At 54.3% G+C, this 12,622-nt stretch carries 9 protein-coding genes; 3 read left to right on the top strand and 6 right to left on the bottom strand.

Annotated features, from left to right (window positions below; translation table 11 throughout):
- The first annotated feature begins 53 nt into the window (after positions 1–53).
- Positions 54–3,104, top strand: a complete 3,051-nt coding sequence (locus tag IE111_RS22990) for a transglutaminase domain-containing protein (protein ID WP_189613342.1) — start codon at positions 54–56, stop codon at positions 3,102–3,104.
- 231 nt (positions 3,105–3,335) lie between these two features.
- Here IE111_RS22990 and IE111_RS22985 read toward each other — a convergent pair whose 3' ends face one another.
- The 6 genes from IE111_RS22985 to IE111_RS22965 form a co-directional block, all read right to left on the bottom strand.
- Positions 3,336–4,526 carry a glycosyltransferase gene (locus IE111_RS22985; protein WP_189613340.1) on the bottom strand — a complete coding sequence of 397 codons (1,191 nt, stop codon included), beginning with the start codon at positions 4,524–4,526 and terminating at the stop codon, positions 3,336–3,338.
- Positions 4,527–4,597: 71 nt separating this feature from the next.
- Entirely contained in the window at positions 4,598–4,729 is a 132-nt protein-coding gene (locus tag IE111_RS24685; RefSeq protein WP_268245057.1) for a hypothetical protein, read from the bottom strand.
- 223 nt (positions 4,730–4,952) lie between these two features.
- Positions 4,953–5,915 (bottom strand): C4-dicarboxylate TRAP transporter substrate-binding protein, encoded by a 963-nt coding sequence (locus tag IE111_RS22980; protein ID WP_189613338.1) that lies wholly within the window; start codon positions 5,913–5,915, stop codon positions 4,953–4,955.
- A 297-nt stretch (positions 5,916–6,212) separates the two neighbouring features.
- Positions 6,213–7,430, bottom strand: a complete 1,218-nt coding sequence (locus tag IE111_RS22975; RefSeq protein ID WP_189613336.1) for a type II toxin-antitoxin system HipA family toxin — start codon at positions 7,428–7,430, stop codon at positions 6,213–6,215.
- Positions 7,414–7,671 (bottom strand): helix-turn-helix domain-containing protein, encoded by a 258-nt coding sequence (locus IE111_RS22970; protein WP_189613334.1) that lies wholly within the window; start codon positions 7,669–7,671, stop codon positions 7,414–7,416. Before IE111_RS22970 ends, IE111_RS22975 begins: the two co-directional genes overlap by 17 nt.
- Positions 7,672–7,765: 94 nt before the next feature.
- Positions 7,766–8,161 (bottom strand): MerR family transcriptional regulator, encoded by a 396-nt coding sequence (locus tag IE111_RS22965; protein ID WP_189613332.1) that lies wholly within the window; start codon positions 8,159–8,161, stop codon positions 7,766–7,768.
- Between the two features lie 207 nt (positions 8,162–8,368).
- On the opposite strand from IE111_RS22965, the gene IE111_RS22960 reads away from it, so the two are divergent.
- Both IE111_RS22960 and IE111_RS22955 read left to right on the top strand, forming a co-directional pair.
- Positions 8,369–9,220 carry a 3-hydroxybutyryl-CoA dehydrogenase gene (locus tag IE111_RS22960; RefSeq protein WP_189613330.1) on the top strand — a complete coding sequence of 284 codons (852 nt, stop codon included), beginning with the start codon at positions 8,369–8,371 and terminating at the stop codon, positions 9,218–9,220.
- A gap of 18 nt (positions 9,221–9,238) precedes the next feature.
- Positions 9,239–12,595, top strand: coding sequence for a methylmalonyl-CoA mutase family protein (locus IE111_RS22955; RefSeq protein WP_189613328.1), 3,357 nt, complete (start codon positions 9,239–9,241; stop codon positions 12,593–12,595).
- The last annotated feature ends 27 nt before the right edge of the window (positions 12,596–12,622 follow it).

Here is a 12,622-nt window from a genome sequence, read left to right as displayed (position 1 = left end):
ATAGCACCCATCATGGTGGAATTTAGGCATCAAACAGTAAAGGATCAGGCCAGATGAATATCAGTTTTTTTGACATTATTCGCTCGAGGATTGCCAAGTGGACGGCACTGCTATTGATCTTCCTGATAGGCGTTGCATTGTATCAGTACGCTTATTACACCCCCGCAGCTATTCAGTTGAATATACAGCCACAAATTGTGGCGAAGACTCAACATAAAACTCCAGCCCCGGATAGTAAGGAGGCTGCACTGACCCAAAGTTTCAAGCAAGCAACCACCCTCACTGAAAAAACCCTATATGCTTTAGAAAACTACGATAAGAATGAAATCAGTGATTTCGAGCGTATTCTGTCTCGGCTAGGACTGGGAGGTCCAGGTACTGCTGAACTTTCTGCTCTCACGGACACTTTAGACGAGATGTCAGACCTCGAACAGAGTGCTTATGACTCCTTCGATGACATGCTGGAATATTTGCACGAGATAAACGCGGATGAAGTGATTTTTGATAGGCACTTTACTGCGGTGCAACAGTTCAAAGAGGCATTGGATCCAATCAAGCGCATACAATCTGAATTGGATAGCGCCGATACGTTCAAAGAGCAAGAAGCCCTATTGGTCGAACTCAGTGAGTATCTTAACGAACAACAGTTCGATCATTCTCACCAAGCCGAGGATTTTGATAAAGACACCCTACCCTTCGGCCCTAGAAACGGTGAAGCGCGTGAACCACTAACTGATCTTTCCTCACTGCAGAACCAGTGGCTGGAACCTGTTGTTTTAGCCTCCAACACATTGACTATTGATGTTCTTAGAGGTTTGAGTAGTCCTGCTGCACACCCGACTTCCGAAGATACGGTTGAAGTCCCCGAAGCCCCACATACTGAGGCGATTAAGAACCTGGCCGCCAGCCTCAACAATGACCCGATAGAGATTTATAACTGGGTTTACAACAATATTTATTCTATTCCAAGCTACGGTTCGATCCAAGGAGCACAGTACACTCTTGATTTAAAAGCAGGTAACCCCTTCGATACGTCCTCCCTCCTTCTGGCTCTTCTTCGTGCAGCCGATATTCCTGCCCGCTTTTCATACGGGACAATAGAAGTCCCTGTAGACCAAGCCATGAACTGGGTGGGTGGTGCTGTCGATCCAGAGGCTGCGACCAATGTTATGTTACAAGGGGGCATTCCCGCTCGCCTGGTAACAGTGAATGGTCAAATCAGTCACGTTGAAATGGAACATATCTGGGTTGAAGCCTGGGTAGATTTCGAGCCCAGTAGAGGCCTGGTAAATCGTGAGGGTGACCACTGGATACCGATGGATCCTAGCTTCAAACAATACGACTTCGCTGAGGGTGAAGGCCTTCCAGCAAGCCTCCCGTTTGATGCAGATACCATAGTAGATGAATTTATAGACAACGTCAGCATCGATGAATCCACTGGCATTATCGAAGGGGTCAACGATACTTCGATGCAAAATGCCATGCAGAGCTTTCAATCTGATGTTGAGGAGTACTTTGAAACCCAAAATCCAGATACAACACTTGAGGACATTCTGGGCCTTAAAGACATTCCCATTAAGGAAAGAGCTCCGCTCAGCGCCGGCTTACCTTATAAAGTACTGGATCGAAGCGATCAATTGACATCTATTCCAGATCACTTCAAGCATAAATTCAAGGTTCAACTTAAATCTGGTCCATGGGGTGGAGACCTAATCAATGTCACTCTTCCAACGATTGATCTAGCCGGAAAAGACGTTGCTATAAGTTACGAATTGGCTACTCAATCTGACATAGATCTGGTCAATAGCTATTTGCCTGATGTCGATGAGTCCGAAGATATCGAATTGAACGACCTGCCATCTCAACTTCCAGGCTATCTCATTCAACTCAAGCCTCGACTGACCTACGGCGAGAATACGACCTATGCTACGGGCACCGTGACAATGGGGCAGGAGCTTAATAGCACCCTGGCATTGTATGATCCCGCGTTTGGTTGGGAACAAAGCAACAACAAACCAGTCGCAGGCGAATACACAGCAATAGGGTTAGACTTACAGGGCATCTCTAATGCGCACCTGGAACGAATACACAGTCAACTTGAAGAGGTCGTCAACACCCTTGAGTCCGGTAACCATGAGAATATAGACCAAGACGACATAATTGGTAATTTTGTACAAGCGAATATCATTTCCTACTTTTTACTGAATGATGTACAGGACGAGCTAACAAAAAGATCAGCCAATCAGCTCCACTATCGCGCACCAAGTTTTGGGATGTTTCACACACGCGTAGATTCAATTTATTGGTTCGGAATACCCAGAAACGTTAGATTTCCGGGTATGACCATGGATGTTGATATGGTTAGATCAATTGGCGCTGCAAAAGACAACGACCCCTCCAGCCGACTAGTTTTTAACCATTTGATAGGATCCAGATGGAGTTACATGGAAAATTGGATTCCAGAAACGCTCCTTTCAACAGATACAGAACAAGTTCAGGGTATTAGTGCTGTTAAAGCAATAGGTCTGGCAACAAATTCTGGTCAGCGAATTTTTACACTCGATATTAGCAATGCTGATCAGTTGTCGTCTGTCTCTATTGATCCCGATGCACGGCAAGAAATCCGATCCGCCATATACAGTGGGAAGACAGTAACCGTCCACGAAGAACCACTAAACTACAATGGCTGGATCGGAAGCGGCTATATAATACTAGATGAAACAGGTTCCTCCGCTTATAAAATTTCAGGAGGCGCAAATGGCGGGGAAATCCTAAAAGACACCGTTGGGATATTGTCTTATTTAGTCGGTGGCGATGACGCCTCCAAGTCAATGAAGTTTCTAAATTCCTTTGCAGGCAAGGCCTTTGGCGGGGTTGGAGTTTTTCTTGAGTTAACCTACGCTGGCTGTGGTTTCTTTGAAGCTGCGATGGGTGCAATTTTGGTTACAATGCTTGGAAATTACCTGTCCAATTTGAGCCTAATATTTGTCGTTGGCGTCATCAATCCAATACTGTTAATTCTGATTATTTTTATAATAATTCATATTATCAGCTTCATTCAAAGCATGGTTACAGGCTGGATAAAGAACAGCTGTAAAAAATAGGCACTAATTAGGATCGAAAATCAGTCATGGCTAGAAAAAGAGATAGCAAGTCAAAGTTTTCGAAGGACGGTAATCCAGGTTTTTGGCAACGTGAGATTATTACCTCGGCATTACTTGCATTCCTATTTCTATTATTCTGGATCGCCATAAAATTAGGCTGGGTCTAGGATGACTGAGCCTAACCCTTTAAGTGATTTACAGTGAATTCGACTTACAGGTTAGTGGTCGAATTCACTGATAGGAGAACATAGAAGCAAACTCATTCCGAATTCTTGTTTTTGCGGAAACAGGGTGATTGAGACTCTTGCGCAAAGCATGGGTGCAGTCCATGTAAACTTCATTTTGGAGCAATGCACTCAGCTTCTTCTCCAACTCTTCTTCCGAAGCCGAGGGGCCGGCGTGCAAGCCAGCGCCAGACCGCGTATACAGTTCCGCCGTATTGGCTTGCTCAAGTTGCAGTGGCAATGCCAATGCAGGCGTTCCCGCCATTATTGAACGGCCTAACGTTCCCAATCCGGCATGGCATATAACCGCATCCACCTTAGGCAATAGCGAGCGAAGATTGACTGGCGTCGTCGATACTTTGAAACCGTCTCTTCGCATTGCATTCGCGGAGTCGTCTGAAAGCGACGGTATATAAACAATGGAATTGACATTCAACCTCTTGAGTACATTCAGCGTACGGGTGGTTATAGAATGGCCTGATTTCAAATAAGCAAAGACATTACTTCCTTTTTCAAGCCAATTATCATTGACCGGTCCTGCCCTATTTTCCTCAATTGGTCCCAAGTAAATAGCGTTATTGCGTTGCGGCCCGTATATATCAAGATCCGGGAAATTTACAATCAGTGTAAGATCGCTTTCATAAAGGTCGGACACGTAGTTCACTTCAGCGCACGACATCGCTCGGCATACGTGATTGATGGAATCAACAAGAGTCTTTTCCGATGAACGAATCAACTCTGGATCGATATCCGCCCATAAATTCAGTGGCAATACCGAATACCCAGGCGCCAAAGTCCCCCAGCCTGTACCAATTACAGCTTTCTTGAAGTCCCGATTCCGTGCGGCTAACAAAGCCATCGGTGCAAAGTCGAAAACAACCAGGTCCGGCTGGACAGCGTCGTACACCGCTTGCCACTTCTCTATTTGTTTAGACAGTCGTGAAGGATCGTCAAACCCTCTTCGACTCAGTATGTCGGCCATTGAAATAGTGGGGGAAGAACTGCGTCGTACTCGATCGGTAGGAGGAAAGGGTAGATACGTAATTGGAAGGTCTCCAAACGTACTCGCTACATGGGACGTTTCTTTAAGCACACATACCACTTCATAGTCTAAATCGATCAGTACACGCGCAACCGTCGCGAGAATTGATACATGCCCTAGATCCTGGCCCATTTCCCAAACCAGCAATGCCTTCATACAGCGTCCTTTAATCCGACGTTCCACATCGATCGATGGTATCGCCGTCACTGAGCACCGTCCACCTCTCATTAGATCCGCTTCCGATCCAACGCCGACCGACACTCCCGCTCGGCCAACTCCAACGCCTCCAACGCCTCCAACGCCTCCAACGTCTCCTCCAAATCCTCTTTCTGCAGCAACAGCGTCTTACGGTGTTCCACCAGGGTCGCCAGGTACTGTTCCCAGCTGCGGCACTTCGTCCTCGGGGGTCTCGTAGGCGTCCACCAGTTGCGTATCTCGTCCAGTGAAAACCCGGCCGCTTGCCGCGCAGAATCAGCTTCAGCCTCGCCCGGTCCCGCTTGAGATAAAACCGCCACCGGGAAATTCGCGGATGCAGTTTCGAGGCAGGCGGCCCTATTTGGGCTAGGCATGCTACAACCGGGGTTAATGGTTGAGCGTACTGATCACGAATTCGTACAGTTCACGCCCGGGCAAGCCTCGTTCGGTCTGCTGACGTATCCAGGCTTCCGCTGCGGGTTGAGCCACCAGTACACGCAGCCTACCCAATTCATCGTCTGAAAAGGTTACGAGTTCGATATCCCGCTCTTCAAGTGTTGGCAGCCAATCTTCCATTGTTTCCTGATTGTAGTAAGTAATATAGTGCGCCAACGCCTTGGGGACGGATGACGCCAGTGCGCGGCGATGGTTGGAAGACAACCGCCTCAGCGCATCCGTATTCACGATCACGGGGCAATTCACGGTGCCCGGGTTTAAATTGGTGGTCCACCAGTTTGAAGCGTCGAGCGTACTGAACGACATGTGCGCATGGGGCGCGAATGAGGCGCCTTCGATCGCTCCGGAATTCATGGCCTGTCGCACTTCCGTGGCCGGCATGGGCGTCGGCTGAGCTCCCAGCATGGCCAGTGCATTACCAATGCCGCCGGTGGCGCGTACCCGGATGCCTGAAAAATCGTCCAGACTGGCGGGCGCCCGCCCCTGGCCGATAACGTTGTATTGCGGCAGCGGGGATGGCATCAGAATGATCGCATTCCATTGCTCCATTTCCCGAACCACGGCCGGATGGTGGTATAACGCCATTGACACTTCCACCTCCTGCGCCAGATTCTCGACTCCGAGAAAAGGCAGTTCCAATACCGTCAGCAACGGGTTCTTTTCTGGATGATAGCCGGCACAGATTTGTGCCATCTCGAAATCACCATTTGAAATGCCATCAAGGTTTTCAGTGTTCTTCGCCAGCCCACCGTAGGAGAGGTTCAAGGTGAAGTCACCGTTGGTCTTCTCGGCGACCAGCTCGGCCAGCTTTTCCAGGTGTTCGGTGAAGGCGCGGCGTTGTCCCCACAGGGAGACGTGCCATTCGGTAGCGGCGTGGACGGTACCGGTCAGCATAGAGACCACCAGCACCACGAGCAGGGCGAGCGTTGATTTAGTATGAGCCATTGCGTTTGACCTCACAGTCATCATTGCTTGTTATTATTGAAGTTCACCATCTTCGAGCAGACGGGACTTGTGAGGTTTGCAATTGGCAAGCCAGCGCGGAATTGCAGCTATCTGCGTGTTTGACGAGTGGAATTGGCGAAATATTGCTTACTTGGGGGTAGTCAGCCGGCAAGATTACGCTTATCGGGTCGCGTCTAGGTGTGGGAAGCGGTGAAATAGAGGCTGACGGAGTGTGCTGATCGCTAGCTAACGGTACTTCTTGCGCTTTGACCGTTGCCTTGCCGGAACACGAACGCCAGAGGCTGATTCGGAACCGGTATAGCCTGCTTGACGGTCAATAATTTTAATCACCTCAGGAACTTCATCGGCCAGATCATGATGCTTTAGTCCGTCGCGAATGAGCGTCACAACCTCATCGACGACTGCACCTGGGTTTCGAATGCCCAATGCGCGGCCGAATGCCATCAGGCCGGTTTTATTCGGAAAGTCTCTGCGGCCGTTCAGCGTCAGTGCCAGTTGCTTGTCCAGGTGCTCATACGCCAGCGTACAGGTTAAGTCATAAACTGGTGACAATCGCGGCCTGATTTCCGTAGACGTCGGGTCATAGAGTAGACCGAAGTTTTTGAGGTGAGCATCCCCGTTACCAATAGCGCAACTGAACACGATCTGCCTGAAAAACGACTTAAAATCAGGTTGCGGGAGTCTATAGATATTCAGTACCTTCGCCGCGGTTTCATAACTACGACTGTAACGATCCTCTCCCGGTAGCCCCATCAAGCTGCAGAAATCCTCGAATCCAAGCTTCTGATTTTGGAACACATCAAAACGATCGATGATGAACAGGTCGCGCCCGGACGATAGGTAATGGTCCGGCACCGCGAGGCCGCATTCGCGGGCCAGACTCATACAGAGGTACTCGTTTGTCACCAGACCGGGAAACTCGGCATCTTCGGTTTTTACAATGCAGTTCGGGTAAGACAAGGTTGTCCTGTCGGTCTGCACCAGCAGTTTCGGTTGCATGCCGGACAGTGTGTGAGTCAAGCCGTATCGGTCCAGCAAATAGGTGAACAGCCCCTCGCCTCGTCGGGTAGTCAACAGATCGTCCATCGACACCGTATCGGCCTGACCAAAATCAAGCCCGCTTCGATAGTTCAAATGCCCGATTCCACGGTCACCTTGCAGTGCCAGGAACAGCATGTCGTTAACCTTGGTGTAGCGGACCAAGCGTTCACTGATGTAGCGACGCAGAAACCCTTCCGGGAGGTTCATTTCAAATACCGGATGCAGGGCACCACGAACATAGCTTTCAATACGAACCGGCATGGTCAGTGAACAGGGCCGAGGGGCGGACTCAGAATAACCGAAGACGTACTGACTTTCGTGGACCAGCGTTCCGACCCGCTCCTGCCGACTGAAGACTTGTAGCTCGGAAAAACGCCTAGGCCAGTCAATCGTCGTCTTCACGGAATATAGCCTCCAGGTCATCGAGCGTCGGCGTTTTGGACTCAACCGCCGTCAGTTCCAGCCCTATATACGACAAGTAGCGTTCTACGTTCAGTATCGAGCCAGTAAAGATACCCCGCTCGATCTCCGAAATATCGTTAACCGAAATCTGAAGCGTCCGGGCAATCTCCCTCATGCTGCCTAAATTAAGCTGCTTGCGGTGTTTTCTCGCTTTGCGGCCGATGGCTTCCAGGCTGTTCATATCACTGCAACATTAATCACCTTATTCGGTGATAAAATAGCCATAAACCGATGAGATTGCAAAGAAATCACCTAATAAGGTGATTAAAACCCCATTACCCCCGCTTCCGATCCAACGCCGACCGGCACTCCCGCTCGGCCAACTCCAGCTCCTCCAGCGTCTTCTCCAAATCCTCTTTCTGCCGCAACAACGTCTCACGGTGTTCAACCAGGGTCGCCAGGTATTGTTCCAGCTGCGGCACCTCGTCTTCGGGGGTCTCGTAGGCGTCCACCAGTTGCTGTATCTCGTCCAGTGAAAAGCCCAGCCGCTTGCCGCGCAGAATCAGCTTCAGCCGCGCCCGGTCCCGCTTGAGGTAGATCCGCCGTTGGCCTTCGCGCTGAGGGCTGAGCAGGCCTTTGTCTTCGTAGAAGCGGATGGTGCGGGTGGTCAGGTCGAATTCGCTGGCCAGGTCGCGGATGCTGTAGATGGTCTCTTCGGGTCGGACGGTCATGATGTGGCTGGTGGCTCCTCACGGGTGTTTTGTCGGGGGTTGGTCCGGTCTGTTCGCGAGAGTTTACGTGCTCTCGCACCGAAGCCCCCATCTTACACTCCAAAACAAGTTGACGTTAACGTAAACGAAAACTAGCCTGATTCGCCAATAAAAACAAGGTTGGCTCCCTGTCGGGGCCGAACAGTGCGGAACACACAGGATTTCACTATGGCGATTCAAACCGTTGGCGTCCTCGGCGCCGGGACCATGGGCAACGGCATTGCCCAGGTGTTTGCCCAGCACGGCCTGACCGTGCACCTGGTCGACAAGCAGCCGTTGCAGCTGGATGCCGCCCTGGCCTCCATCGACAAGAGCCTCACCAAGTTCGTCGAGAAGGACAAAATCACCGAGGACATCAAGGCCGGCGCCCTGGGACGACTGCACACCCATACCGAACTGAAGGGCCTGGCGGAGTGCGATCTGGTGGTCGAGGCCGTCACCGAGAACGAGGCGACCAAGATCGCCCTGTTCAAGCAGGTCGACGACCTCTGCCCGGAACACACCATCCTGGCTTCCAACACCAGTGCCATCTCGCTGACCCGCATGGCGGCGGCCACGTCCCGTCCGAGCCAGTTCGTGGGCATGCATTTCATGAATCCGGTGCCTCTGATGAAGCTGGTCGAGCTGATCCGGGCGCGCCAGACGTCGGACGAGACCTATCAGGCCATTCATCTGCTCAGCGAGGAAATCGGCAAGGTGCCGGTCACGGCCGGTGATTACCCCGGGTTCGTCTCCAACCGCATTCTCATGCCGATGATCAACGAGGCCATTTTCACGCTGTACGAAGGCGTCGCCACGGCCGAGGACATCGACACCGTCATGCAGCTCGGCATGAACCATCCCATGGGGCCGCTGAAGCTGGCGGATATGATCGGGCTCGACACCTGCCTGTTCATCATGAAAGTGCTCTACGAGGGTTTCAACGACCCGAAATACCGCCCCTGCCCCCTGCTGCAACAAATGGTCGACGCCGGCTACACCGGCCGCAAGAACGGCCGCGGCTTCTACTCTTACGACTGACGCGTCCGGAGGCGCTCCATGACCGACTCGAACCAGGCACCGCTTCGCATCGTCACCGCCGCCAGTCTGTTTGACGGCCACGACGCCGCCATCAATGTGATGCGCCGGCTTATTCAGGATCGCGGCTGCGAGGTGATTCACCTCGGCCATAACCGCAGCGTGGACGATATCGTCAAGGCCGCGTTGCAGGAAGACGCGGACGGCATCGCCCTCAGTTCCTATCAGGGCGGCCACAACGAATATTTCCGCTATCTGGTCGACCGCCTGCGCGCGGCCGGGGCCGGTCATGTCGCCGTTATCGGCGGCGGCGGGGGCACCATTACGCCGGAGGAAATCCGCGAATTGGAAGCCTACGGCGTCACCCGCATCTACCACCCGAACGATGGCCTGAAACTGGGCTTGCCGGGCATGATAGACGACGCCGTCGAACGCATCCGCGAAGCCCGCAAACACCGCCCCAAACAGCTCACCAAGGACGCCCATGCGGACCTGAAACGCGCCCACCGGCTGTCGGACATCGAAAGCGGTCGGGCCGAACCGACCGGTGGCGAGCGCAACTGCCCGACCATCGGCCTGACCGGCACCGGCGGCGCCGGTAAATCGAGCCTGACGGACGAACTGGTGTTGCGCTTCGCGACCGCCTTCCCGGACCGGCAATTTGCCGTGCTCGCCGTCGACCCGACCCGTCGCCGTACCGGTGGCGCCCTGCTGGGCGACCGCATCCGCATGAACAGCCTGCGGTTGCCGAATGTGTTTTTCCGCAGCATGGCGACGCGGCGGCAGCATTTGTCGACCAGCGAAGAGCTGAACGACGCCATCACCGAGCTGTGCCATCAGAATTTCGACCTGGTCTTCGTGGAGACCGCCGGCATCGGCCAGTCCGACAGCGCCATCGTCGATCTGGTCGACATCCCGGGTTATGTGATGACGCCGGACTACGGCGCCGCCAGTCAGCTCGAGAAGATCGACATGCTGGACCTGGCCGACTGGATCGCCATCAACAAGTTCGACGGCAAGGGCGCCCAGGACGCGCTGCGGGATGTGCGCAAACAATGGCGGCGCAACCGGATCGATTTCGAGACCGAAGACGCCAAAATCCCGGTCTACCCGACCATCGCCAGCCATTTCTCGGACCCGGGCGTGAACCGGGTGTTCAATGGCCTGTGCCGGATGCTCGCGGGCAACACCGAACGCGACTGGGACGGCGACCTGCCCGAGGGCGACCCGCAGGCGCATGTGCTGATCCCCGGTCAACACCAGCGTTATCTCGCCGAAATCGCCGAGCAGGGGCAGAGCATTCGCGGTCAGTTGCGCGAACAGGCCGAGCTCGCCCGCCAGGTGCAGCACCTGTACGAGAGCCTGAAATTACTGGGTGCAGGTCCGTCTGAACAGTTGCCGGACCCGCTGGTGCCGATCAAGGCCGAGGATCTGGCTGCAGAGCACCAGGCGATGGCGCAGCGTTACAACCAGTTGCTGAACGACCTGCTGCCCGAGACCCGCGACGCCCTGCAACAGTGGGACGAGCGCATGGACTCGGTGCAGCGCGATCAGTTCGAATACCAGGTGCGCGACAAGGTCATCTCCGGCGACAACTACCGCGAGACCCTGAGCGGCAACAAGGTCCCCAAGGTGGCGGCCAACCGCACCCGGGACTGGGGCGAGCGCGTCTGGTTCACCGGCCAGGAAAACCTGCCCGGCCATTTCCCCTACACCGGTGGCGTTTACCCCTACCGCCGCGCGGGCGAGGACCCGACCCGGATGTTCGCCGGCGAAGGCCCGCCGGAGCGCACCAACCGCCGTTTCCATTACCTGTCGCTCGGGCAACCGGCGGCGCGGCTGTCGACGGCGTTCGACTCGGTCACCCTGTATGGGGAAGACCCGGCTGAACGACCGGACATCTACGGCAAGGTCGGCAACAGCGGCGTTTCCATCGCCACGCTGGACGACATGAAAAAACTCTATTCCGGTTTCGATCTGTGCGCGCCGACCACGTCGGTTTCGATGACGATCAACGGCCCGGCGCCGATCATTCTGGCGATGTTCCTGAACACGGCCATCGACCAGCAGGTGGAAAAATACCTGCGCGAAAACGGCCAGTGGGACGCGGCCGAGAAGAAAATCAAAAAACTGCTCGGCGACCGGCCGGTGACCTACCAGGGCGAGTTGCCGGAAGGCCACACCGGCCTGGGGCTCGGTTTGCTGGGCGTGACCGGCGACCAGATTCTGGATGCCGAGACCTATCAAAAAATATCGGCCGATACGCTGAAACAGGTGCGCGGCACGGTGCAGGCGGACATCCTTAAAGAAGACCAGGCGCAGAACACCTGCATCTTCTCGACCGAGTTCGCGCTGCATCTGATGGGCGATGTACAGAGCTGGTTCATCGACCAGGGCGTGCGCAATTTCTACAGCGTCAGTGTCAGCGGCTATCACATCGCCGAAGCCGGGGCGAACCCGATCACCCAGCTTGCGTTCACGCTGGCCAACGGCTTCACCCTGGTCGAGTATTACCGCGCACGCGGCATGGACATCAATGCCTTCGCGCCCAACCTGAGTTTCTTTTTCAGCAACGGCATGGACCCGGAATACGCCGTCATCGGCCGGGTCGCGCGGCGCATCTGGTCGCGGGCGATGAAGTACCGCTACGGTGCAAACGCCCGCTCGCAGATGCTGAAGTACCACATCCAGACCTCGGGCCGGTCGCTGCACGCCCAGGAAATCCAGTTCAACGACATTCGCACCACGCTGCAGGCGCTGTACGCCTTGTTCGACAACTGCAACAGCCTGCACACCAACGCCTTTGACGAGGCGATCACCACGCCGACCGAGGAAAGCGTGCGCCGCGCGGTGGCGATCCAGTTGATCATCAACAAGGAACTGGGCCTGAACCAGAACGAAAACCCGCTGCAGGGCTCGTTTACGATCGACTACCTGACCGACCTGGTCGAAGACGCCGTCTACGCCGAGTTCGAACGCTTGAGTGAACGCGGCGGCGTGCTCGGCGCGATGGACTCGATGTACCAGCGTGGCAAAATCCAGGACGAGTCGATGGTGTACGAGCACAAGAAACACAGCGGCGACTTGCCGATCATCGGCGTGAACACCTTCCTCGGTAAGGACGGCGGCGAAGCGGAAACCGAAGTGGAACTGATGCGCTCGACCGACGAGGAAAAGCAGCAGCAGATCGAACAACTGACGCGGTTCCACGCGCAGCATGGTGACCGTCGAGAGGAGGCGCTCGCAGCATTGGCTGAAGACGCCCGTCAACGCAACAACCTGTTCGACCGGTTAATGGAAACGGTTAAGGTCGCGAGCCTGGGGCAAATCAGTCACAGGTTGTATGAGGTCGGCGGCGAATATCGGCGTAATATGTAGGGTTCATTCCGACAACGAGAGAACTTT

It is taken from the genome of Saccharospirillum salsuginis (assembly GCF_014651855.1).
Lineage (GTDB): Bacteria > Pseudomonadota > Gammaproteobacteria > Pseudomonadales > Natronospirillaceae > Saccharospirillum > Saccharospirillum salsuginis.
The sequence above is the reverse complement of the archived record's forward strand: the minus strand, read 5'-3'. Positions and strand labels throughout refer to the sequence as shown.

What these genes read in the sequence shown, in the direction of transcription:
- IE111_RS22990 (WP_189613342.1), top strand. Translation starts at nt 54, where the DNA reads ATGAATATCAGTTTTTTTGACATTATTCGCTCGAGGATTGCCAAGTGG.
- IE111_RS22985 (WP_189613340.1), bottom strand. Translation starts at nt 4,526, where the DNA reads ATGAAGGCATTGCTGGTTTGGGAAATGGGCCAGGATCTAGGGCATGTA.
- IE111_RS22980 (WP_189613338.1), bottom strand. Translation starts at nt 5,915, where the DNA reads ATGCTGACCGGTACCGTCCACGCCGCTACCGAATGGCACGTCTCCCTG.
- IE111_RS22970 (WP_189613334.1), bottom strand. Translation starts at nt 7,671, where the DNA reads ATGAACAGCCTGGAAGCCATCGGCCGCAAAGCGAGAAAACACCGCAAG.
- IE111_RS22965 (WP_189613332.1), bottom strand. Translation starts at nt 8,161, where the DNA reads ATGACCGTCCGACCCGAAGAGACCATCTACAGCATCCGCGACCTGGCC.
- IE111_RS22960 (WP_189613330.1), top strand. Translation starts at nt 8,369, where the DNA reads ATGGCGATTCAAACCGTTGGCGTCCTCGGCGCCGGGACCATGGGCAAC.
- IE111_RS22955 (WP_189613328.1), top strand. Translation starts at nt 9,239, where the DNA reads ATGACCGACTCGAACCAGGCACCGCTTCGCATCGTCACCGCCGCCAGT.